Annotated in this window: 20 protein-coding genes; 6 read left to right on the forward strand and 14 right to left on the reverse strand. The window is 69.8% G+C overall.

What is annotated here, in order from left to right:
- The first annotated feature begins 55 nt into the window (after positions 1-55).
- Complete coding sequence (locus ACSSVZ_RS19840) at positions 56-2,461, forward strand: ATP-binding protein (RefSeq protein ID WP_453972470.1); 2,406 nt, start codon at positions 56-58, stop codon at positions 2,459-2,461.
- Between the two features lie 109 nt (positions 2,462-2,570).
- Here ACSSVZ_RS19840 and ACSSVZ_RS19845 read toward each other — a convergent pair whose 3' ends face one another.
- The 5 genes from ACSSVZ_RS19845 to ACSSVZ_RS19865 all read right to left on the reverse strand — a co-directional run bounded on the left by ACSSVZ_RS19845 (position 2,571) and on the right by ACSSVZ_RS19865 (position 10,446).
- Complete coding sequence (locus ACSSVZ_RS19845) at positions 2,571-3,341, reverse strand: EF-hand domain-containing protein (protein ID WP_453972471.1); 771 nt, start codon at positions 3,339-3,341, stop codon at positions 2,571-2,573.
- A gap of 202 nt (positions 3,342-3,543) precedes the next feature.
- Complete coding sequence (locus ACSSVZ_RS19850) at positions 3,544-6,495, reverse strand: bifunctional [glutamine synthetase] adenylyltransferase/[glutamine synthetase]-adenylyl-L-tyrosine phosphorylase (RefSeq protein ID WP_453972472.1); 2,952 nt, start codon at positions 6,493-6,495, stop codon at positions 3,544-3,546.
- Positions 6,495-7,925, reverse strand: coding sequence for a sensor histidine kinase (locus ACSSVZ_RS19855; RefSeq protein WP_453972473.1), 1,431 nt, complete (start codon positions 7,923-7,925; stop codon positions 6,495-6,497). The genes ACSSVZ_RS19850 and ACSSVZ_RS19855 overlap by 1 nt, the downstream gene beginning before the upstream one ends.
- Complete coding sequence (locus tag ACSSVZ_RS19860) at positions 7,900-8,580, reverse strand: winged helix-turn-helix domain-containing protein (RefSeq protein ID WP_453972474.1); 681 nt, start codon at positions 8,578-8,580, stop codon at positions 7,900-7,902. Before ACSSVZ_RS19860 ends, ACSSVZ_RS19855 begins: the two co-directional genes overlap by 26 nt.
- Positions 8,581-8,907: 327 nt before the next feature.
- Positions 8,908-10,446 (reverse strand): Do family serine endopeptidase, encoded by a 1,539-nt coding sequence (locus ACSSVZ_RS19865; protein ID WP_453972475.1) that lies wholly within the window; start codon positions 10,444-10,446, stop codon positions 8,908-8,910.
- 176 nt (positions 10,447-10,622) lie between these two features.
- Here ACSSVZ_RS19865 and ACSSVZ_RS19870 point away from each other — a divergent pair, with 176 nt between their 5' ends.
- The gene (locus ACSSVZ_RS19870; RefSeq protein ID WP_453972476.1) at positions 10,623-10,844 is read left to right on the forward strand and encodes a tautomerase family protein; all 222 of its coding nucleotides are present in this window, start codon (positions 10,623-10,625) and stop codon (positions 10,842-10,844) included.
- An 8-nt stretch (positions 10,845-10,852) separates the two neighbouring features.
- On the opposite strand, the gene ACSSVZ_RS19875 is transcribed toward ACSSVZ_RS19870, so the two are convergent.
- From ACSSVZ_RS19875 to ACSSVZ_RS19915, 9 genes are all read right to left on the reverse strand, one after another.
- Positions 10,853-12,097 carry a bifunctional alpha/beta hydrolase/OsmC family protein gene (locus ACSSVZ_RS19875; RefSeq protein WP_453972477.1) on the reverse strand — a complete coding sequence of 415 codons (1,245 nt, stop codon included), beginning with the start codon at positions 12,095-12,097 and terminating at the stop codon, positions 10,853-10,855.
- A gap of 33 nt (positions 12,098-12,130) precedes the next feature.
- The gene (locus ACSSVZ_RS19880; protein WP_453972478.1) at positions 12,131-12,604 is read right to left on the reverse strand and encodes a cytochrome c-type biogenesis protein; all 474 of its coding nucleotides are present in this window, start codon (positions 12,602-12,604) and stop codon (positions 12,131-12,133) included.
- On the reverse strand, positions 12,601-14,580 hold the full coding sequence (locus tag ACSSVZ_RS19885) for a heme lyase CcmF/NrfE family subunit (RefSeq protein WP_453972479.1): 1,980 nt from the start codon (positions 14,578-14,580) through the stop codon (positions 12,601-12,603). The genes ACSSVZ_RS19880 and ACSSVZ_RS19885 overlap by 4 nt, the downstream gene beginning before the upstream one ends.
- A gap of 48 nt (positions 14,581-14,628) precedes the next feature.
- Positions 14,629-15,078, reverse strand: a complete 450-nt coding sequence (gene ccmE / locus ACSSVZ_RS19890) for a cytochrome c maturation protein CcmE (protein WP_453972480.1) — start codon at positions 15,076-15,078, stop codon at positions 14,629-14,631.
- 93 nt (positions 15,079-15,171) lie between these two features.
- Positions 15,172-16,320 carry a c-type cytochrome biogenesis protein CcmI gene (gene ccmI, locus ACSSVZ_RS19895; RefSeq protein WP_453972481.1) on the reverse strand — a complete coding sequence of 383 codons (1,149 nt, stop codon included), beginning with the start codon at positions 16,318-16,320 and terminating at the stop codon, positions 15,172-15,174.
- 217 nt (positions 16,321-16,537) lie between these two features.
- Complete coding sequence (locus ACSSVZ_RS19900) at positions 16,538-16,963, reverse strand: RT0821/Lpp0805 family surface protein (RefSeq protein ID WP_453972482.1); 426 nt, start codon at positions 16,961-16,963, stop codon at positions 16,538-16,540.
- Between the two features lie 129 nt (positions 16,964-17,092).
- Positions 17,093-18,481, reverse strand: coding sequence for an ATP-binding protein (locus ACSSVZ_RS19905; RefSeq protein ID WP_453972483.1), 1,389 nt, complete (start codon positions 18,479-18,481; stop codon positions 17,093-17,095).
- A complete protein-coding gene (locus ACSSVZ_RS19910) occupies positions 18,465-19,157 on the reverse strand; it encodes a response regulator transcription factor (RefSeq protein WP_453972484.1) in 693 nt (230 codons plus the stop codon). The genes ACSSVZ_RS19905 and ACSSVZ_RS19910 overlap by 17 nt, the downstream gene beginning before the upstream one ends.
- A gap of 10 nt (positions 19,158-19,167) precedes the next feature.
- Positions 19,168-19,446 (reverse strand): PepSY domain-containing protein, encoded by a 279-nt coding sequence (locus ACSSVZ_RS19915; protein WP_453972485.1) that lies wholly within the window; start codon positions 19,444-19,446, stop codon positions 19,168-19,170.
- Positions 19,447-19,587: 141 nt separating this feature from the next.
- Here ACSSVZ_RS19915 and ACSSVZ_RS19920 point away from each other — a divergent pair, with 141 nt between their 5' ends.
- The 4 genes from ACSSVZ_RS19920 to ACSSVZ_RS19935 all read left to right on the forward strand — a co-directional run bounded on the left by ACSSVZ_RS19920 (position 19,588) and on the right by ACSSVZ_RS19935 (position 22,950).
- The gene (locus ACSSVZ_RS19920; protein WP_453972486.1) at positions 19,588-20,316 is read left to right on the forward strand and encodes a polymer-forming cytoskeletal protein; all 729 of its coding nucleotides are present in this window, start codon (positions 19,588-19,590) and stop codon (positions 20,314-20,316) included.
- Between the two features lie 197 nt (positions 20,317-20,513).
- Positions 20,514-21,563 carry an AI-2E family transporter gene (locus ACSSVZ_RS19925; protein WP_453972487.1) on the forward strand — a complete coding sequence of 350 codons (1,050 nt, stop codon included), beginning with the start codon at positions 20,514-20,516 and terminating at the stop codon, positions 21,561-21,563.
- Between the two features lie 314 nt (positions 21,564-21,877).
- Positions 21,878-22,333, forward strand: a complete 456-nt coding sequence (locus ACSSVZ_RS19930; protein ID WP_453972488.1) for a hypothetical protein — start codon at positions 21,878-21,880, stop codon at positions 22,331-22,333.
- A 35-nt stretch (positions 22,334-22,368) separates the two neighbouring features.
- Positions 22,369-22,950, forward strand: coding sequence for an OmpA family protein (locus tag ACSSVZ_RS19935; RefSeq protein ID WP_453972489.1), 582 nt, complete (start codon positions 22,369-22,371; stop codon positions 22,948-22,950).
- Positions 22,951-22,983 lie beyond the last annotated feature (33 nt).

The following is a 22,983-nucleotide window of genomic DNA, read 5'->3' on the forward strand; positions in this document are numbered from 1 at the left end:
GCGCTGAACGGCGCGTTTCAACAACGCAATCAAGCGGTTTCCAGGGGATATTGCCATGGCGCGCGCGGGGGCTGCCCACGCGACCATTCGACGTCGCGCATCTATCTCATGGCTGATCACTGCGGCCCAGCAGCGGCTGCAGAAGGTCCTGTCGCACGCCGAACCGCGGGAGGCAGACGCGCCCTCGGATCGTCTCAGCGGCCACGTCCGCCTCCTCGCCGCACCCGGCTACCGGCAGCTCCTCGACACCGAGCCGCTGTTCCGCCGCGCCATTCCGTTCCTGACCATCATCTTCGTGCTGGTGATCGCGGCCTATCGCACCGCCGTGATCGTCGCCGACTACGAGGCAACCGACGAAGCCGCCAAGTCCGACCTCGCCCTGATGGCGAGCGCGCTGTCGTCGGAGCTGTCGCAGGCCGTCGATCCCACCGTCGGTCCCGCCGAACGCGGCCGCATCGCGGCCGCCCTCGCGGAGGCCCTCCCCGCCGGCGCGACGCGGCTCGACCGCCAGATCCTCGTCGCCGACGAGGCCGAGACGATCCTCGCCACCGCGCCCTACCGTCCGGAGCTCATCGGCAAGCCGCTGTCGACCGTCCTCGGCGCCAACCAGCCGCTGACGACGTTCGGCGCCCGCGCCGGTGTCCTCGACATCACCCCGACCGGGCGCGATGACCACACCTACGCCACCGTCCACCATCTCCGTGGCGACGTGGGGATGGTCGCGCTCACCCAGCCGGTGGAATCCGTCTTCCTGCGCTGGCGTCGCGACCTGTCGGCCAACGTCACCCTGTTCGTCTGCACCAGCGGCGTGATCCTGGTGCTCGTCTACGCCTTCTACGCCCAATCCACCCGCGCCCGCGGCGCCGACCAGATCTACGAATCCACCCGCGTACGCATCGACACCGCGCTGACCCGCGGCCGCTGCGGCCTGTTCGACTGGGATCTGGCGCGCGGCCGGATGTTCTGGTCCGCCTCCATGTACCAGGTGCTCGGCCTGCCACCGCGGGACGAGCTCCTCGGATTCCGCGAGTTCGCCGCCCTGATCCATCCCGACGACGGCGACCTCTACGCCATCGCCGAGACGATGCTCGCCACCGACACCACCGTGCTCGACCGGGCCTTCCGGATGCGCCACACCGACGGCCGCTGGGTCTGGCAGCGCTTCCGCGCCGAACTGGTGACGGACGGCCCGCACGGCACGCCGCACCTCATCGGCATCGCCCTCGACATCACCGAGCAGAAGATGATCGCCGAGCGCTCGGCAACCGCCGACCTGCGCCTGCGCGACGCGATCGAGACCGTCTCCGAGGCCTTCGTGCTGTGGGACGCCGAAAACCGCCTGGTGATGTGCAACTCCAAGTACCAGCAGCTGCACAACCTGCCCGAGGAGGCGATCCGCCCGGGCGCGCCCTATCAGGTGGTGATGCAGGCGGCCCGCCAGCCGATCGTCTCCAGCCAGACCCCGCCGGAGATGATCGAGACCGAGGAAGGCGCCCGCTCCTACGAGGCCGAGCTCGGCGACGGCCGCTGGCTGCAGATCAACGAACGCCGCACCAAGGACGGCGGCTTCGTCTCGGTCGGCACCGACATTTCCGCCCTGAAGCGCCACGAAGAGCGGCTGATGGAGAGCGAGCGCCAGCTGCGCGCCACCGTCGTCGACCTGCGCCAGTCGCGCCAGAAGCTGGAAAGCCAGGCCCGCCAGCTCGTCGAGCTCGCCGAGAAGTACGCCGAGGAAAAGACCCGGGCGGAAGAAGCGAACAAGGCGAAATCGGAATTCCTCGCCAACATCTCGCACGAGCTGCGCACGCCGCTCAACGCCATCATCGGCTTCTCCGAGATCATGCAGCAGGGCATGTTCGGCTCGCTCGGATCGGTGAAGTACGAGGAATACTGCAACGACATCCACCACTCCGGCACCTACCTGCTGGGCGTCATCAACGACATTCTCGACATGTCGCGGATCGAGGCCGGCCAGGTCGACCTGTCGGTGGAGGCGGTCGAGCTGGAGGAACTCGTCAGCGAGGCGACCCGCATCATGACCCCGACGGCGCGCGAGAAGGACATCGTGCTCGCCTCGTCGATCGCTCCCGCGATGCGCATCAACGTCGACCGCCGCGCCATGAAGCAGATCCTCCTCAACCTCATGTCCAACGCGGTGAAGTTCACCCCGGACAACGGCCGCGTGACGGTCCGCGCCCGCCTCGAGCAGCACGCCATCATCGTCTCGGTGGAGGACACCGGCATCGGCATCCCGAAGCGCGAAGTGGAACGCCTGGGCCAGCCGTTCGTGCAGGTGGAGAACCAGTTCACCAAGACCCACCAGGGCTCGGGCCTCGGCCTCGCCATCGCCCGCTCGCTGGTCGAGATGCACTCCGGCACCATGGACATCCAGTCCGAGGTCGGCGAAGGCACCGTGGTCACCGTCCACCTGCCCCGCGAGCCCCAGGCCCGGATCACCTGACCGCAGCACGTCCGGACCGCCGATCGCGAAAACGGCCGGGGGCAAGCCACCCCCGGCCGTCTTCATTTTGTCAGGTCAATCAGGTCAGGCAGGCCCGAACGACCGTGCCTTACTGCGCGCCGGCCTCGTCGTCACCGTCAGGACCGTCCGGACCGTCGTCCTGCATCTGACCCTGCCATCCGGGACCCCGGCCGCCCCAGCGCGGTCCGTCCGGACCGTCGCCCCGCCAGCCGTGATGGCCGCCGCCGCGCGGACCGCAATCGTCACCGCCGCGGAAGCCGTGCCGGCCGCCGTCGGGGCCCTTCGGACCCATGCCCATGTGGTGACCCGGGCCGCCGGGGCCCTTGCCCCTGTGCATGCCAGGGCCGCCCATTTCACCCAGGAGCTTGCGGAACATCCGCATTTCCTTGGCGTCGACCGCACCGTCGTCGTTGCGGTCCATGAGCGCGAAGATCTTCTCCCGCTGACGCTGGATCTCCTCCGCCGTGATGGTGCCGTCACCGTCGAGGTCGAAGCGGTCGAGAATCCGCTGGCGGCGGCGCTCGACCAGCCGCTCGAGGATGGCGTCGTCGATCTCCTCGGAGGTGATGGAGCCGTCGTCGTCGGCATCGAAGCGGGCCATCGGCCGCTCGCCGATCACCGCGAATTCCTCGATCGACAGGCTGCCGTCCCGGTTGGTGTCGAAGCGCTCGAGCAGGAACCCGCCGCCCTTGCCGCGCGGGCCGCCCGGGCGCTCGCCCTTGGGCCCGCCAGCCGGCGGTCCGTCCGGGGCCTCGGCCGCGGGTGCGCTGTTGTCCTGGGCGAACGCCACCGTTGCCGGCACCGACGTGAAGGCGAGCAGGGCCGCGACGGCCAGGCTCGGAACTTTGTGGAAAGCCATTGTGTGTGCTCCTCGGATGTCTCTTGGATGTCCGCCGCGGACGCCTTGTGGGCGCGGCGGATCACACCGGGGTCCGGGATCCATGTCCCTTCTGGCCGGCTTACCGAGTTCAACGAGGTGGCGGGGTGAGGCCTACGGACGGGGAGCGCCGCGAGGCCCCTGCGGCGATCACGAAACCGCGAGGCCGGCGGGAGCCCGGACTTCAGGCCCCCGTCTCGTCCATCCGGCCGACGATCGCCTCGAAGGCGTCGCGCACCCGCGCCTGGGTCTCGGCGAGATCCGCCTCGAGGCGGGCGAAGTCCGGCGCATCACCGGCCCGCGTCAGGAGATCGCGCACGCCCATGGGCGCCGTCTCGGTCTTGAACGGACCGTCGAGCGACAGCCGCAGGATCTGGGTCAGCGCCTGGTAGAGCTTCGCCGCCGGCACGAGGATTTCCGCGACACCCTTCTCGAGCACCCCGGCGGCGGCCGCGGCCTGCAACGCGGTTTCCGTGTTGGTCGACAGGATCTCCGGATGCGCCTCGGCGTGAGCCAGCTGCAGGTACTGGGCGACGAACTCCAGGTCGACGAGCCCGCCGGCCACCTGCTTCAGGTCCCAGATGTCCTTGCTGCCCTTCTCCTTCTCGATGCGCCGGCGCATCTCCAGGACGTCGGTGCGGATGGTGTCGGGGTCGCGCCGGCGGGCGAGCACCGCATGGACGATGCCGTTGACGCGCGCCCCCAGGTCGAGATCGCCGGCGATCACCCGCGCCCGCGTCAGCGCCATGTGCTCCCAGCTCTGGGCCTGGCCAACCTGGTAAGCCTCGAACGACGCCAGCCGGGTCGCCAGCGGTCCGGAGTTGCCGGACGGGCGGAGCCGGAAATCCACCTCGTAGAGCATGCCCTCGGCCGTCGGGGCCGACAGGGCGGCGACGAGCCGCTGGGTCAGCCGCGCGAAATACTGGCTGGGCGCCAGCGACTTGGCGCCGTCCGACCCGTCGACGTCGGCATTGTGGTCGTAGAGCAGGATAACGTCGAGGTCCGAGGCCGCCGTCATCTCGCCGCCGCCGAGCTTGCCGAGCGCCAGCACCGTCACCGCCCCGCCCGGAATGTGGCCGTGCGCCAGGGCGAACTCCGCCCGCACGCGGTCGAGAAGCCGGTCGACGAGCACGTCCGCAATGCGGGCGTAGGCGTGGCCAGCGTCGGCCGCGGAGACGGTGCCGGACATGACGCGGACGCTGACCAGGAACACCTGCTCCTGGCCGAAGATGCGGGCCCGGTCGAGGGCCTCCTCGTAGGTGCGCGCCTCTTCCAGCGACCGGTCGAGCAGCCGCCGCAGGTCCTCGGCCGCGGGCAGCGAGCCGAAGAACTCCGGATCGAGCACCGCGTCCAGCACCCGCGGGCGCCGGGTCAGGGTCTGGGCCACCTTCGGCGCCGCCCCCATGATGGTGGCGAGCAGCTGCAGCAGGCCGGGATTCGACTTCAACAGCGAGAACAGCTGCACGCCGGCCGGCAGCTGCGTGACGAACCGGTCGAACGCCGCGAAGGCGACGTCGGCGTTGCGCGTGTGGGCGAACGCATCGAGCAGCACCGGCAGCAGCTCGGTGAGCAGTTGCCGCGAACGCGACGACCGCGTCGCCGAATAGCGCCCGAAGTGCCAGGCGCGGACCGCCCGTGTCACGTCCTTCGGCCGCTCGAACCCCAGGCCGAACAGGGTTTCCAGCGTCTCCGGGTCGTCCTCGTCGCCGGTGAAGACGAGGCTGCCGAGATCGGTCGACAGGCTCGGCGCATCCTCGAACAGCTGGGCGTAGTGCCCCTGCACCCGCTCCAGGTGGCCGCGCAGCTCGGCCGCGAAGTAGTCGAACGAGGCGGTACCGCACAGCCGCGCCACCGCCGCCAGCCCCTCCTCGCTCTTCGGCAGCGTATGGGTCTGCTCGTCGGCGATCATCTGCAGGCGGTGTTCCACGAAGCGCAGGAACCGGTAGGCCGCGTCCAGCTCGTCGCGCGCCTTCTGGTCGATCCAGCCGGCCTCCACCAGCGCCGCCAGCATCGGCAGCGTGCGGATGCCGCGCAGCTCGGGATTGCGGCCGCCGGCGATCAGCTGCTGGGTCTGGACGAAGAACTCCACCTCGCGGATGCCGCCGCGGCCGAGCTTGATGTTGTGGCCGGCCACCGCGATGCGCCCGTGGCCCTTCACGGCGTGGATTTGGCGCTTGATGGAATGCACGTCGGCGATCGTCGCGTAGTCGAACGAGCGGCGCCAGATGAACGGGGCGATGTCGGCGAGCAGTGCCGCTCCCGCCTCCGGATCGCCGGCCACCGGCCGCGCCTTGATCAGCGCGGCGCGCTCCCAGTTCTGCCCCAGCGCCTCGTAATAGTGCAGCGCCGCCGGCACCGACAGCGCCACCGCCGTCGCGCCAGGGTCGGGCCGCAGCCGGAGGTCGGTGCGGAACACGTAGCCGTCGCCGGTGCGCTCCTGCAGGATCTGCACGAGCCGGCGCGTCATCCGCACGAACAGCGTCGACACCTCGTCCGACTCGGCCGTCGGCGCCCGGTCGGGGTCGAAGTAGACGATCAGGTCGATGTCGCTGGAGTAGTTGAGCTCCGCCGCGCCGTACTTGCCCATGCCCAGCACGATGTAGCCGGACCCTTCCTGCGGACGCTCGGGATCGGGCAGCGTCAGCTTTCCGCGCGCGTTCAGGTCCCGCAGGAGATGCGAGACGGTTGCCTGCACGGCGGCGTCGGCGAACGCCGTCAGCCCGCCGGTCACCGCCTCCAGCTCCCACGAGCCCGACAGGTCGGCGAGCGCGATCAGCAGCGCCGCCTCCTGCTTGCCCTCCCGCAGCACCCGCATCAGCGTGGCGTCGTCCGGCACGAACGCACAGGTTCGCGCGATCAGCTCGGCGAGCGCGACCTCCGGTGGCGCGGAGAGGATCCGCGCCAGCCGGCCGGCGTCGCGGAACCCGAGGTCACGCAGAAACGGGCTGTTGGAGAAGACCCCCACGAGGAACTGCGCCAGCCCGGCATCCTCGTCCAGCAGCGACCGGAGCACGGCCCCGCCCTCTCCCTCGGCCAGCCGGTCGAGATCGGCGGCGAGCGCGTCGTGGCGGGTGGGATCGGACGGGATCGTCCGGTCGATCCGGCGATGAAGTGGTCGGGGGTCGGTGGCGGTCATCAGCTCCGGTCTTGCGGCGCGTGCTTCAGGTCGGGCGGGAAGACCAGCGTGGCCTCCAGGCCCGGCTCGGCGTCGCCGAGCACAAACTGGCCCCGGTGCACATTGGCGATCGCCTCGACCAGGCTCAACCCCAGACCCGAGCCGGGGGTCGACCGGCTCGCCTCCAGGCGCACGAATCGGCCCGTCACCCGCTTGCGATCCACAGGCGAAATGCCCGCCCCGTTGTCCGCCACGGTCAGGTGCGCGCCGATCTGGGACGCGGTCAGCGTGACGGCGACAGCCGGCGCCGGGGCGCCGAGCGCGCCGTGCTTGATGGCGTTGTCGATGAGATTGGCGAGCGCCTGGCCGACGAGTTCGCGGTTCGCCTCCACCACGACGGTCTCGGGCACGTCGACGGTGAGCGCCACGCCGGCTTCTTCCGCCACCGGCTCGTAGAGCTCCGCCACGTCGCGGGCAATCTGCGCCAGGTCCACCGGGGCGAGCGCCACCACCGCCGATCCGGCTTCGCTGCGGGCGATCATCAGCAGCGCGTCGAAGGTGCGGATCAGCGATTCGGATTCCTCGATGGTCGCCTGCAGCGCATCGCGCAGCGCCTCCTCGGAGCGGGCTTGGCGCAGCGCCGCCTCCGCCTGCATCCTCAGCCGCGTCAGCGGCGTCTTCAGGTCGTGGGCGATGTTGTCGGAGACCCGATGCAGCCCCTCGTGGAGGTCGACGATGCGGTCGAGCATGGTGTTCAGGCTGGCCGACAGCCGGTCGAACTCGTCGCCGGTCCCGGTGACCGGCAGCCGCTGGGTAAGGTCTCCGTCGACGATGCGGTTGCCGGTGGCGGCGATCGCGTCGACGCGGCGCAGCACCCGCCGCGACACCACCAGGAAGCTGACGAGGCCGAACACGATGGCCACCAGCAGCGCCCACTGCGCCGCCCCGCCGATGATCGCCCGGAACTCGGTGCGCTCCTCCAGGTCGCGGCCGACCAGCAGCCGGAACCCGCCCGGCAGCACGAACACCCGCACCAGCGCGCGGCGCGGGCGCGACTCGTCGGCGCCGGACGGCCCGAGCCGTTGATAGAACACCGGCCGCGCCTCGCCGTCGGCGCTCGACAGCAGCGACTGGGTGAGGCTGTCGATGTTGCCGGCGATGCGGTTGCCGGCGAAATCGGTGATGAGATAGAGGCTCGCGCCCGGCGCCACCGACCGCCGCTCCACCGCGTTGACGAGCCCGGTCAGCCCGCGCACCCGGTACTGGTCCGACAGGCCGCGGATCTCGGCGTCGATGGTGTCGCGCAGCTGACGGTCGAGGAGATCGTCCGTCATTGTGAAGATGTAGACGATCAGCCCGACCAGCAGCGCCGTGAAGACCGCGAGGTAGACGAGGGTCAGCTTGACGGCGGTGGTGCGGAAGAGCCTACCGAGCGTCGTCACGAACGACATAGCCGGCCCCACGCACGGTATGGAGAAGCGGCCGGTCGAAGTCCTTGTCGATCTTCGCCCGGAGCCTGGAGACGTGGACGTCGATGACGTTCGTCTGCGGGTCGAAGTGATAGTCCCAGACGTTCTCCAGGAGCATCGTCCGGGTCACCACCTGGCCGGCATGCTGCATCAGGTATTCCAGCAGCCGGAATTCGCGCGGCTGCAGCGGGATCGCGCGTCCGCTCCGGGTCACCGAATGGGACAGCCGGTCGAGCTCGAGATCGGCGACCGTGTACACCGTCTCGGCCTGGATCGGCTTCTGGCGGCGGCCGAGCGCCTCCACCCGGGCGAGCAGTTCGGAGAAGGCGTAGGGCTTGGCCAGATAGTCGTCGCCGCCGGCGCGCAGCCCCTTCACCCGGTCGTCCACCTGGCCGAGCGCGGAGAGGATCAGGATCGGCGTGGTGTCGCCCGCCTCCCGGCGTTCCTCGACGATCGACAGGCCGTCGCGCAAGGGCAGCATCCGGTCGATCAGCAGCACGTCGTAGTCGCTGGCCTGGGCGAGATCGGCGCCCTCCACCCCGTCGCGGGCGAGATCGACCACGTGGCCGGCCTCCTTCAGCCCGCGCGACAGGAAGCCCGCCGCGTCGCTGTCGTCTTCGATCAAAAGGATTCGCATGGCATCCGTCACGTTGCAGGGTCCCGTTGATCTTGCATGATCTGGAAGCCGGCGGAAGCCGAATGAGGTGGACGGCAGACCACCAGAGGTGATCTGCCGTCCCACGGTGCCGAGTCGGCGGGGGCGACGGAAGCCAACGACGACACCGATCAGGTAAACCACGGGCGGCATCGACGGGCGTCGAATGACCAGGACCGTGATCGAAACGGAAGCGCCAGGGACCATGCCCGGCGGGGTGCCCGGACCGGCGCCGACGTGTCAGGCGGCTGCGGCGGGCGATCCGGGGCCGCGAAGGCGGCCCCGGCAGTTGGCGTCAGAAGGGGCTGGTCAGCCCTTTTCGATGGGCAGGGCCACGAAGCGGATCTGCTCGCCGGAGCGGACCCGGAAGAGGACGGCCTTGCGGCCCTCGCTCTCGGCGACCTCGATGCTCTTCTTGATGTCGGCGGGCGACGTCACGTCGGCGCCGCCGGCGTTCAGGATCACGTCGCCGACCTTGAAGCCCTTCTCCGCCGCGATGCTGTCCGGATCGAGCTCGACCACGGCGACGCCCGTCTCGTCGACGCCCATCTCCTTGGCCGGAGCCAGGCGCATGCCGAACGACAGGTCCGTGCCCGGCTCGACGCCCGGGGTCATCGAGGCCTGCTGGTTCGGATCGAGGGTGCCGAGGTCGACCTTGACGTCTTCCTTCTTGCCGTCGCGCCAGAGCGTCAGCGTCACCGACGAACCGGGGGCCTTGGAGGCCACCGTGCGGGCGACGTCGCGCGGGTTGTCCATGGCCTCGCCGTCGATGGCGATGATCGCGTCACCGGCCTTGATGCCGGCCTTCGCCGCCGGGCTGTCGTCCTGCGGCTGCGCGACCAGCGCCCCCTTGATGGCATCGAGGCCGAGGGAGTCGGCGATGTCCGGCGTGATCGGCTGGATCTGCACGCCGAGCCAGCCACGTGTCACCTGTCCGTCGTCCTTCAGGTCCTCGATCACCCCGCGGGCGATCGACGCCGGAATGGCGAAGCCGATGCCCACCGAGCCGCCCGAGGGCGAGTAGATGGCGGTGTTCACGCCGACGACCTTGCCGTCGAGATTGAACGTCGGGCCACCCGAGTTGCCCTTGTTGATGGGCGCGTCGATCTGCAGGAAGTCGTCGTACGGTCCCGCACCGATCTCGCGGCCGCGGGCCGACACGATGCCGGCGGTCACGCTGCCGCCCAGGCCGAACGGGTTGCCGACCGCGACCACCCAGTCGCCGACGCGCACGTCACCGTCGGTGAAGGCGACGAACGGAAAGCTGTCCTCGCCGTCGATCTTGACGAGCGCCAAGTCGGTCTTCTCGTCGACGCCGATGACCTTGGCGTCGTAGGTCTTGCCGTCGCTCATGACGACGGTGACTTCCTCGGCGTGGTCGACGACGTGGTTGTTGGTCACCACGTAGCCGTCGGACGAAATGATGAAGCCGGAGCCCTGGCCCATCGAGAAGTGGTGGGGCTGCCTGCCGCCTTCGGGGCCACCGCGGCCCTGGGGCATCTGCTGGTTGCCGAACTGGTCCTCGAACTGCTTGAAGAAGCGCTCGAACGGGCTGCCCTCGGGCATCCCCTGGAAGGACGAGAGTTCCGGGCCGGCATCGGACTTGACGCGGATCGAGACCACCGCGGGGCTCACCCGCTCGACGATGTCGGCGAAGCCGGGGGCCTGCTGCTGGGACACGCCCGCGGACAGGTTCTCGGCCCGCGCCGGGGTCGGCGTCGCGACGAACACTTCAGTGGCAAGGAGGCCGGCGACGCCGAGCGCCATGGTGCCGGCGACGAGCGCCTTGCGGCGCTTCGCAAAGGAATTCTGGACCGTGCTGCGCGCGGAATTGGGGGCTTTCATCATGAAAGGCTTCTCCGTGAAGAGATTGCGTAAAGGCGAGGCGACAGCAGGAATCGCCGCCTTCGCTAGCCCCCTTTGTGATGGATCGCGCCTTACGGCGTCCTGTCCGCCATATGACGGATTCGTAATGTTAGAATCTCACTGGAGAATCCGCCGGCAAATGCAATGAGGAGAACCCCATGGCAATCGTAACCATCCAGATAGGAAAGGGTCGCCCGATCACCGAGAAGCGTGAGCTCGTTAAGAAAGTCACGCAGGTCGTTGCGACCGAGCTCAAGCTCCCCCCGGAGTGGATCACCATCCTGATCCATGAATTCGAGCGTGAGAATTGGGCAAGCGACGGCGAACTGCACATCGACAAGTTCGGCCCAGGCTACGGCACGCAGGGAACGGGCCGATAGCTCGATCCTCACTCGTCCAGGGAAGCAACCTCCACCGTCGCCACGGCGGCTCCCTCGCTCAGCGTACGATGGACCGGACACCTGTCGGCGATCTCCAGCAGCCGCGCCCGCGTCGCATCGTCGACGTCGCCGTGGATCGTCACGCGGCGCTCGAAGCGGTCGACCTTGCCGGTCCGGCCTCTGATCTCGTCGGTGCACCCCTCGCAGTCGGTCGCATGCACCTTGTCGTGGGAGACCTCGACCGAGAACCGGTCGACGGCGATCCCCTTGTGGTCCGCATACAGCCGCAGCGTCATGTTGGTGCAGGCGCCGAGCGCCACGGCCAGGTAGTCGTAGGGCGAGGGTCCCGTCGCCGTGCCCCCCACCGCGACGGGCTCGTCGGCCAGCAGCCGATGCGGGCCGACGACGACCCGGTTCTGGAACGTCCCCTCCCCGGTCTCCTCCACCGTCACGGCGTAGGGCTCCGGGGCGTCCTCTCCGACCCCTTCCGGCGACAGGTAGCGTTCGGCCCATGCCGCGATGACGCCCGCCGCATAGACGGCGTCGCGCGGCTCCGACAGCAGGTGATCCGCATCGTCCAGCGACACGAAGCTCTTCGGGTGCTTGGCGGCGGCGAAGATCCGGCTGGCGTTCTCGATGCCGACGGTCTGGTCGGTCGGCGACTGCAGCACCAGCAGCGCCTTGCGCATCTCCGCCACCCGATCGACCAGGGTGTGATCCTTGAGATCGTCCAGGAACTGCTTCTGGATGGTGAAGCGCCGGCCCGCGAGCGTCACCTCCGCCGCACCTTGCGTCTCGATCTCACCCACGTCGCCTGCGAAGGCCTCCACCACGTGGGCCGCGTCCGCGGGGGCGGCGATCACCGCGACGGCGGTGGCCTCGGGAACGTCGCCGGCCGCCGCCAGCACCGCCGCACCGCCGAGCGAATGGCCGATGAGCAGCTGCGGCGCCTGCAGGTTGGCGCGCATGTAGTCGACCGCCTTCAGCAGGTCCGCGACGTTGGAGGAGAAGTTCGTCGAGGCGAACTCGCCGTCGGACGAGCCGAGCCCGGTGAAGTCGAAGCGCACCACCGCGATGCCGGCGCGGGCGAGCGCCCCGGCGATCTCGCGGGCGGCGACGATGTCCTTGGAACAGGTGAAGCAGTGGGCGAACAGCGCGTAGGCGCGGGGCTTGCCGGCCGGCCGGTCGAGACGGGCCGCCAGCCGGGCGCCGAAGCCGCCCTCGAATTCGATCTTCTCAGCGGTCGTGCGCATGCTCTCTCCTGCGGTTCGCCGCGAAATCCTCGATCAGCGCCGCGCGTCGTCCGACAGCACCCGCCGAAGCTCCGCTTCCTCGGTGGCGCTCAGCGGCGCCGGTTCGGGCTGGCGGCGGCGCCGCAATCCGCCCACCACCATCCATCCGCCGGCCAGCAACACCAGCAGCGGCGTCAGCCACAGCAGCAGCGTATGGGCGCTGAGGCGCGGCTTCAGCAGCACGAACTCGCCGTAGCGCGAGACCAGATAGTCGAGCACCTCGCGGTCGCTGTCGCCCTCCTCCAGCCGCTCGCGCAGCAGCAGGCGGATGTCGCGCGCCAGCGGCGCGTTGGAGGCGTCGATGGATTCGTTCTGGCAGACCATGCAGCGCAGTTCCGCCGACAGGTCGCGGGCACGCGCCTCCAGCGCCGGATCGTCCAGCACCTCGTCCGGCTGCACGGCCAGCGCCGGCAGCGCGAGACCGATCGCGAACACCACCACCCAGACGAGGCGCGCAAGCCGGGTCATGCGGCCGATGCCTTGCGGGCCCGTTTCGCCGTCGGCGCCGGTGCGCCGACCCGCAGGCGCCGGTCCGACAGCGACACCAGGCCGCCGAGCGCCATCATCACCGGCCCGAGCCAGATCAGCAGCACCAGCGGCTTGTTGTAGGCGCGCACGACCACCGCGCCGTCGTCCTTGAGGTCGCCCAGCGACACGTAGAGCTGCGACAGGCCGCGCGTGTGGATCGCCGCCTCGGTCGTCGGCATCTGGCGCGCGGTGTAGAGCCGCTTGGCCGGGCGCAGGTCGCTCACGTGGCCGCCGCGCGCGGCCTCCATCAGCGCCACGTCCTGGCGGTAGTTCGGGCCGAGCTCCGGCTCCATGCCGTTGAAGGTGAGCGTGTAGCCGCCGATCTCGACGCTGTCGCCCGGTGCCATCACCAGGATCCGTTCGCTCTGGAAGGCCGAGCTCGCGACGATGCCCATGAGCATCATGCCCAGCGCGAAGTGGCCGAGCGTGGTGCCGAACGCCGAGCGCGGCAGCCCGACCAGTCGGCGCATCGACGTGCCGAAGCGCTCGCGCCCAACCTTCGCCCGCATCAGGATCTCGGTGAGCGCGCCCGCCATCAGCCAGACGGCGAGGCCGATGCCGAGGGCGGAGAGCAGATAGAGGTTGCCGGCCATCCAGGCGACCACGGCGATCGCCACCACCGCCGCGACCATCGCCATCCACAGCCGCTGGGCGACGGCGAAGAAGTCGCCGCGCTTCCAGGCGAGCATCGGGCCGAACGGCACCGCCACCAGCAGCGGCAGCATCAGCGGGCCGAAGGTCAGGTTGAAGAACGGCGCCCCGACGGAGATCTTCTGGCCGGTCACCGCCTCGAGAACCAGCGGATAGAGGGTGCCGACGAACACCGTGGCGCAGGCCGCCGTCAGGAACAGGTTGTTGAGGACCAGCGCCCCTTCCCGGCTGATCGGCGCGAACACGCCGCCAGGCCTGAGCCGCTGGGCGCGCCACGCATAGAGCGCGAACGATCCGCCGATGAACAGGATCAGGATCGTCAGGATGAACACGCCGCGGGTCGGGTCGGTGGCGAACGCGTGCACCGAGGTGAGCACACCCGAGCGCACCAGGAACGTCCCCAGCAGCGACAGCGAGAAGGTCAGGATCGCCAGCAGCACCGTCCAGATCTTCAGCGCATCGCGCTTTTCCATGACGATGGCGGAATGCAGCAGCGCGGTGCCGGCGAGCCATGGCATGAACGAGGCGTTCTCCACCGGGTCCCAGAACCACCAGCCGCCCCAGCCGAGCTCGTAGTAGGCCCAGTAGGAGCCCATCGCGATGCCGAGCGTCAGGAACAGCCAGGCGAGCAGCGTCCACGGGCGCACCCAGCGCGCCCACGCGGCATCTATCCGGCCCTCGATCAGCGCCGCCACCGCGAACGAGAAGGCGATCGAGAAGCCGACGTAGCCGACGTAGAGGAGCGGCGGATGGATCGCCAGCCCGATGTCCTGCAGGATCGGGTTGAGGTCCTGGCCCTCCAGCGGCGCGGGCGACAGCCGCGTGAACGGGTTGGAGGTCGCCAGGATGAACAGCAGGAAGGCCGTCAGGATCCAGGCCTGCACCGACAGCACGGTCGCCTTCAGCGACTGGGGCAGCGCGCCGCCGAACGCCGCGACGAGGCCGCTGAACAGCGCCAGGATGAGGATCCACAGGAGCATCGAGCCCTCGTGGTTGCCCCAGACGCCGGAGATCTTGAAGATCATCGGCTTGGCGGAGTGGGAGTTCTCGAAGACGTTGAGCACCGAGAAGTCGGAGCGCACGTAGGCGATCATCAGGATCGCGAACGACAGCCCGATCAGCAGGAACAGCATGCCGGCGACCGGCTCGGCGATGCGCATCAGCTGGGCGTCGCGCGACCGTGCCCCGTAGAGCGGCACGATGGACTGGACGAGCGCCAGCGCCAGGGCCAGCACCAGCGCGTAGTGTCCAAGCTCGTTCAACATGAAGGCCGTTCCCGCCGCTGCCGGTTCGGTTGTGGCGAAGGCCCGACCCTACTGGGTGCGGGTTTCCGTTTCGAAGTAGTGGTTCTGTTCCTTGAGCGCGTCCGCGACTTCCTTCGGCATGTAGCTCTCGTCGTGGCGGGCGAGCACGGTATCGGCCCGGAAGGTGCCGTCGGGCGCCAGCGTCCCTTCGGCGACGACGCCCTGCCCTTCGCGGAAGAGGTCGGGGAGGATGCCGGTGTAGGAGACGGTCACCTCGTCGTTCAGGTCGGTGACGCGGAAGGTCACCGTGGTGCCGGCGCCGCGGTCCAGCGATCCGTCCTCCACCAGGCCGCCCAGCCGGATGCGCTGGCCGGCGACGGGGGTCATCGCGGCCAGTTCCGTCGGCGTCTTGAAGAAGGTGACCTTGTCGCCCATCGCGGCGAACACCAGCCCGACGGCGCACGCGAGCACGCCACCGACCACGCCGATGAAGGTGAGACGCCGCTGTTTCCGCGTCATGCCCGCAAACCCGTCACTCCGGTTGCCCTGCCGTCCGGTCCGCGACGCGCGCGAACGTCTGTCGGCTTTTCCTAGTCCGATCACATAGAACGATTATTGATTTAGACCAATTTCGTCTTCGATGGACCGGATGCGCGCTTGTGCCTCAGGGTCGTCGGCGAAGGCCTCGGTGGCCCGCTCGGCCGCCGCCTTCGCGTCGTCGGTGCGCCCGAGCACCTGGTAGGCGCGGATCAGCCGCAGCCATTCGTCGACGCTGCCGCCGCTCGAATCGAGGCGCGTCGCCAGCTGCGCGACCATCCCCTCGATCATCGCCTGCCGGTCTGCGTCGCTCATGCCGGCGGCTGCGTCCACGTCGGCGCGGCTCGGCCCGGGCATCGCTCCGTCGGCTCCCGCCGGTGCATCCGCTCCAGCCGGTGCGCCCGCAGCCACGCCGCCCAGCGCCGCCACCTGCTGCCGGGCGATGGGAAGCCACGGCTCGCCGCCCTCGGCCGAGGCGATCAGGGCATTCCAGGCGGCGATCGCTTCGTCGGTCTTGCCTTCCTGGCTCAGGCCCAGCGCGAGGAAGAAGCGCGGGTTGACCGCCGCCGGAGCCAGGTCGCGCGCCGCCGTGAACGCTGCCGTCGCGTCGTCCGTCACCACGCCGCCGTTCGCCTGCACGATGGCTTCGCCGAGGCCGGACAGCCGCTCGGCGCTCTCGCCTTCCAGGCGGATGGCGTTGGTGAAGGCGGCGCTGGCGTCGGCGGGACGGCCGAGGCGCAGATAGACCGGGCCGAGCACGTCCCAGCCGCGTCCGTCGTCCGGGTTCTTGGCCAGGTGGTCCTCGACGCGGGCGACCAGCGTCGACAGCGTCTCGTCGCCGGCCGGCGCCTGCAGGCGCGCGGCGCGCGGCTGGTCGGGATAGGTCGGCCGCCCCAGCGTGCCGTAGACGAGGAGGGAGACGAGCGGGATCGTCACGATCACCGCCAGCGCCACGACCCTGCGGCGAGTCCGGCTCGGGATCGAGGCGCCCCCGGCTTCCCGGTCGGCGCGCAGCAGGCGCCTGGCGATCTCCGCGCGCGCGCCTTCCGCCTCGCCCGGCGCGATCAGCCCGCGCTCCACGTCGCGCTCGACCTCGCCGAGCTGGTCCCGGTAGACGGCGACGTCGTGCGGGGCGTCGTCCGCGTCCGGGCGACGCGACAGCGGCCACAGCACCGCCAGCACCGCCAATGCGGTGAGGATCGCCACCGAAATCCAGAACACCATCACGAGACGTCCGGCTCCTTCCGCGTCCCGGGCGGTGCCTCTCCCCCGATCGGGAGACGGCCCGGGATCACCCCGCCGGGAAAAAGAGAGTGGGACGCCCACCCCGTCAACAAACGTCGGCGCGAGCGCGCACGGACCGCCGGAGAGACGCCGCCGTGCGATCGTCCACCGGAATCCCGACCCGGCCTGACCTGGAATTGCTCTAGCAGGCCCGCGCTCAGGTCACCACCTGCCACACCCCGTCGGGACCGCGACATGCCGTCGCCTGGAAGCTCGCCCCGTCGGCCGCCTCCACCGTGTGGGTGTAGTCGCGGCAGCTCTGGGCGTTCACCTGATAGGCCGGCCCGGGCAGCACGTCGCCGGAATGGCCGGTGGCCGGATTGCGCCATGACACGGCGGCGCCGGCCGGCGTGATCTCCAGCGCCCGGAACTCCGCCTTGAGCGCCACCGACTGGTCCTCGCGGGTGAGGCCGAGCGCATCGCTGCGCGTGATCTGCGATCCCTCGACCCGGCCGGCCGTGTCGGGAGCACTGGTGCCGCCGCCGGTGGTCGCGACGCACGCCGAGACGGCGCTCGACACGACGAGAACCGACACGATGCGGAAGACGGAGGCGCGGAAGCCGCGCCGCAGGGGCCGGTTCATTTCGGGCTCGGGCAACATGAGTTCGAACGATGGATGAGGAGGACGAGGGGTGGTTTGCATAGGTTGGTGGCCGAATTGCGTTCAGACACCGTCTACACCAAAACGGCGCAGGAACCGAAACGATCCCCATCAAATCCTTGGCAGCCGCACGACGGCCTGCAGGCCGCCCTCGGCCGACGCCGCCAGCGTGAGCTCGCCGCCGTAGAGCCGCACCAGCTCCGACACGATCGACAGCCCGAGACCGCTTCCGGGCTTGGTCTCGTCCAGCCGGCGGCCGCGCTCGATCACCCGGACGCGCTCCTCCGGCGGCAGGCCGGGCCCGTCGTCCTCCACCACGATGTCGAAGAACGGCAGCGCACCGGAGGTCTCCGGCGCCGGGCGCACGGCCACCCGGACATCGCGCTCCGCCCACTTGCAGGCATTGTCGAGAAGGTTGCCGAGCACCTCCAGCAGGTCCTGCTTCTCGCCGCGGAAGCGGAAGCCGGTGTGGTCGGCGACCTCGATCGCGATGCCCTTCTCCTCGTAGAGCCGCCGCATGGCGCGCACGACCGATTCGAGCACCGGCTCGACCGGCGTGACCACGCCGATCACCCGGCGCTGCGCCGCGATCTGGGCCCGGTCGAGATGGTGGGCGATGTGGGTCTGCATGGCGCTTGCCTGTTCCGCCACCTTCCGCGGGAACGGACCGTCGGCCTCGCGCGCCTCGTTCAGGATCACGCTCAGCGGCGTCTTCAGGGCATGGGCGAGGTTGCCGACGTGCGTCCGCGAGCGCTCCACCACCTCCCGGTGGCTGTCGAGCAGCGCGTTGAGCTCGCTCGCGAGCGGCGCGATCTCGCGGGGAAAATCGCCCTCCAGCCGCTCCCGGTCGCCGACCCGGATGGCCTGCAGCGAGGCCCTGATGCGGTCGAGCGGCTTCAGGCCGATCCGCACCTGCAGGACGATCGCCAGCACCAGCCCCGCGCCCATCGCGAACAGCGTCGCCGCCACCCGCGTGCCGAACGAGATCACGTCCTTGCGGACCTCCGTCGTATCGCCGGCGATCGAGACAAGATAGCGGGTGCCGTCCGGCAGCCGGATGTGCCGGCTGACGACGCGCAGCGCCTCGCCGTCCGGGCCGGTGATCGACGCCGTCATCGGCCGCCGCCAGTCGTCGGGCTGTTCCTGCTCGGCCGGCAGGGCGAGCCGGTCGCCGGCCAGCGACGGCGAGGCGGCCAGCACCGCGCCGGTCTGCGCATCAGTCACGGTCCAGTACCAGCCGGAGAGCGGCAGCGCGAACCGGGGTTCGCCGAGGCCGCCGACCGAGATCGCCGTCGAGCCGCCCTCGCCCGCCTGCTGGTCGGCGGCCAGTTCGCCCACCACGGTCTTCAGGTAGACGTCCAGCCGCTCGTCGAAGGCCCGCTCTACCGACTGCCGGTAGAGCGCGACGAGGATCAGGCCGGCGACCAGGATCGCGGCAACGCTCCAGATCGCCGAAATGAAGAACAGCCGCCTGGCGAGGGAATTAGGTGCCGGCCGCATCCGCGCCTTCGCCTTCGCCCGGTTCGGCGACCCGGTAGCCGAGCCCGCGGATGGTCTCGATGATCGGCGCCGGGATCTTCTTGCGCAGGCGCCCGACGAACACTTCGATCGTATTCGAATCCCGGTCGAAATCCTGGTCGTACAGGTGCTCGATCAGCTCCGTGCGCGAGACGACGCGATCCTTGTGCAGCATCAGGTAGGCGAGCAGCCGGTATTCGTGGGAGGTCAGCTTGATGGTCTGGCCGTCCACCGCGACGCGCCCCGACCGGGTGTCGATCTCCACCGGCCCGCAGGCGACCACGTTGCTGGCGTGGCCGGCCGAGCGGCGCACCAGCGCGCGCAGGCGGGCCAGCACCTCCTCCATGTGGAACGGCTTGGCGACATAGTCGTCGGCGCCGGCGTCGATGCCGGCCACCTTGTCGCTCCAGCGGTCGCGCGCGGTGAGCACGAGGACGGGCATCGTCCGCCCGTCCCGCCGCCAGCGCTCCAGCACCGAGATCCCGTCCATCACCGGCAGGCCGATGTCGAGCACGACTGCGTCGTAGGGTTCGGTGTCGCCCAGGAAGTGGCCGTCCTCGCCGTCGTGGGCGAGATCGACCACATAGCCCGCATCGCCAAGCGCCTGCTTCAGCTGGCGCGACAGGTCCTGATCGTCCTCGACGACGAGCACGCGCATGATGGCCTCCCTACTGCCTGGCACCCGACCGGGCATCGAACACGACCCGGTCGACCTGTCCGCCCGGCATCAGCACCGTGGCCACGTAGACGAGACGCCCGCCGTCCTGGCACAGGTCGAGGCGCACGAGTTCTCCCTGCACCTGGCCCTGCACGGCGGCCGGGCGCACCGCCGCCCCGCTCTGCACCGCGTCGCGCTGTTCGCCGGGCGACAGGCAGGCCGCGGCCGCGGTCTGCACCGCGGCGATCGACAGGCTCAGGGCAAGGAGGAAGGTTCGAAACCGCTTCATGGGGATGGGTGTACCGCGCTCCTCCTGAACCTGCCATGAACAATCGCGCCGCCGGCGGATGCCGGCCTCGCCGGCGACGGCAGGCCCGACCCAGCGCCGAAGCACCTTGAAGGCGATTCCGCTCCCCCCTAGGATGCGGGCATGGCAGCCCGTGACACAATCCAGTTTCTGGTCGGAGTGGAGACCGCCGTCGAGAACGCCCGGACCCGCGTCGGCGGGACCGCGCAGGTCGACGGCCGTTTCGAAGGCGACATCGCCGCCGGACATCTCGTCGTCGGCCGCGGCGGCACGCTGAGCGGGCACGCAGAGGCGGAAACGGCGGAGATCCTGGGCACCTTCCGGGGCACCCTGTCGGTCTCCGGCGAGCTGGCGGTCCGCGCCACCGGCGATGTCGAAGGCGAGATCGCCTACGGTGCGCTCGCCATCGATGCCGGCGGCCGCATGGTCGGCTCCCTGTCGGCCTCGACCCGGTCGGCCGCCGCCGCTCCTCAGCCCGACACCAGCACTCCTCGGCCCGACACCGCCGCCCCCGCCGCCGAGCCGGACCTTGCGGCGCCCGACCCCGTCGAAGGCCCGGACGACGCTCCGCCCCCCGCCGAGGAGCCGGTCGACTGGACCGTCGCGCCCGACGCCGAGGCGACAGAGACGCCTGCCGCCGCCCCGGAAGCCGAGCCGGCACCGGCACCCAAAGCAGCCGCCGCGGCCAAGGCCGGCCCGTCCGGCAAGGCGTCCGCAGGCGCCAGGGGCAGCGGCAAAGCCAAGGCCGCGGCGCCCGCCAAGAAAGCGGCTGCGGACAAGCGCCCGGCGGCCCCCGCCGCGAAGCCGGCGCGCAAGCCGGCCGCCGGCCGCAAGACCACCGACCAGATCTGACGCCGCAGCGCAGGCGATCAGATCGCCCCTCGACGTTATTTCTTCATCGGCCCGAAGAATTTCTGCATCTTCGGACGGTTTTGTGCGTTTCGGGTTTGCAGATTTTAAAGAGCCCCGCTTCGGCCCCCTGATAGGATCCGCATGTCCCCCTCGGCCGGCGCGGGCGTTCGCCCCGCCGGCCCAATCCGTGTGAGCGCATGAAGACCGCCGTCATCGGGATCTTCCTGATCATGATCGTGGGCGTCCTCTACTTCGGTAAGGGGCTCATCATGCCCGTCACCCTCGCGTTCCTGTTCGCCCTCGTCCTGCTGCCCATCGTCCGCGCGTTGAGACGGCGCGGCATCCCCGAAGGCGTCACCGCGGTCACCCTCGGCCTCGTCCTCGCCATCGGCCTCGGGGGCGCCGCCTACACCCTCAGCGCGCCGGTCTCCGAATGGATCAGCGCCGTTCCCCAGGTGCGCGCGGAGATCAGCTTCAAGCTGCGCAACCTGCGCGAGTCGGTCGAGGATGTTCAGAGGGCCCAGGAACAGATCAACGACGCCATGAAGCAGCCGTCGGACGGGTCGGCCCAGGAGGTCGTGATCCGCGACCCGGGCCTGCTCGACACCGCCGCCGACAGCGCGTCCCAGATCTTCGCCGGCGCCGGCCTGACCCTCATCCTGCTGATGTTCCTGCTTTCGTCGGGCGACATGCTGCAGGAGAAGCTGGTGCGGGTCTTGCCCACCCTCACCGACAAGAAGCACGGGCTGGCGATCGCCAAGGAGATCGAGCGGTCCATCTCCACCTACCTGTTCACCATCTCCATCATCAACGCCGGCCTCGGCGCCGTGATCGCCGCCGGCATGTTCGCGATCGGCATGCCCAACCCGGTCCTCTGGGGGGTGGCGGCGGCGCTGCTCAACTTCGTGCCCTACCTCGGCTCGATCATCGGCATCGCGGTCACCGCCCTGATCGCGCTGATCTCGTTCCCGACCCTCGGCCAGGCGATCCTGGCGCCGCTGATCTACCTCGCCTGCACCACCGTCGAGGGCCAGTTCATCACCCCGCTCCTGGTCGGCCGGCGGCTGCAGATCAACACGGTGGCGGTCCTGCTCGCGGTCGCCTTCTGGGGCTTTCTCTGGGGGTTCGTCGGCGTCCTGATCGCCGTGCCGCTGCTCGTGGTGATGAAGGTCTTCGCCAGCCGGATCGAAACCCTCTACGGGCTGAACGAATTCCTCAGCATGCGCGGCGATGAGCCCGAGCGGTAGCCGCGACGCGGCCCGAAACCCGCTGCCCTGACCCGAATCGGTCGGCGCCCTCGGCCGCCGCGGCGAGCGCAAACGGCCAGGCGCCACGGCGCGCCGCCCCCCCGCGTCGCAGCGCCCGCGCGACCGGATGGCCCCGGGCGCGAAGCCGGCTGGTGGATTTGGGCCATTTTTCGGCTGCAAGGTGACGAAATAGGCAGTCCTCCGCGGGTTTTGGTTGAAACATTGCCCCCAAATCGGTTTCTTGATCGCTGGGGGGCCTGACGCAAGACCGTCGGTCCGGCCTCGTTCGTGTTCACTTCGACCGGGAGGACTGAATGTCCATTTCGAGACTGCTTGCCGCAGCGGCGCTCGCCGCGTTCGTCGGCCTGTTCGCTACCGCCAACCAGGCGTCGGCGCAGACCATCGGCTACGCCGGTGCGATCAAGATCCTCGCCGACAGCTGCGGCGCCGATATCAACAAGTACTGCCCGAAGGCGAACATCGGCAATTTCGGCATCCAGAAGTGCCTCGACGCCAACGCCGCGAAGGTCTCGCCCCAGTGCAAGGCGGACTATGTCCGCGTCTACGAGCTCATCAAGAAGCGTCACGAAGCCCAGCAGGTCGTCTTCCAGGTCTGCGCGCGCGATTCGGCCCAGCTCTGCAACGTCCACGGCAGCACGCCGACGCAGACCCTGGCCGGCAAGGTTCCCGAGCTTCGCTGCCTGCTGAAGGCCGAACGGTCGGTTGGCCAGAAATGCAACCAGGCCATCACCGACGCCGGCTACCGCTGAGCCCGTCAGATCCGACATCGAGCCGAGTAGATCCCATGAAGAGACTGATCCTCGCCGCGGCTGCACTGGCGCTTCTGTCGCTCCCCGTGTCCGCCCAGACCGCGCTCACGCGCAACGAAATCATCAACAACCTGCAGAACGTCGAAAGCCGTAGCCTGCAGATCACGGCCGACGAGCTGCGCCAGCAGGCGCTCGACAACATCCGCCTGCATCCGGGCGACGACTCGACCACCGATCTGCCGATCGAGGCGGAACTCGCCAGGCTCCGTCAGTTCATCGTCGAGATCACCTTCGACTTCGATTCCGATCGCATCCGGCCGGAATCCTACGAGACGCTCGGCCTGATCGCCGACGCGCTGCACACCGTCTACCTGGGCGGCGACCGGTTCCTGGTGATCGGCCACACCGACGCCAAGGGCAAGCGCGAGTACAACCTCGAGCTCAGCCAGCGCCGTGCCAACGCGGTGACCGAGGCCCTCACCACGACCTTCTACGTGCCGGCCAACATGCTGGTGCCGGTCGGCCTCGGCGAAGAGGATCTTCGCGATCCGGCCAACCCGTACAGCCAGGTCAACCGCCGCGTGCAGCTGATCAATCTCGGCCCCGCCGCGAAGTAGCGCGGGCCGCGCACCTCCGGAAACGGCGCGACG

It is taken from the genome of Amorphus sp. MBR-141, assembly GCF_053628695.1.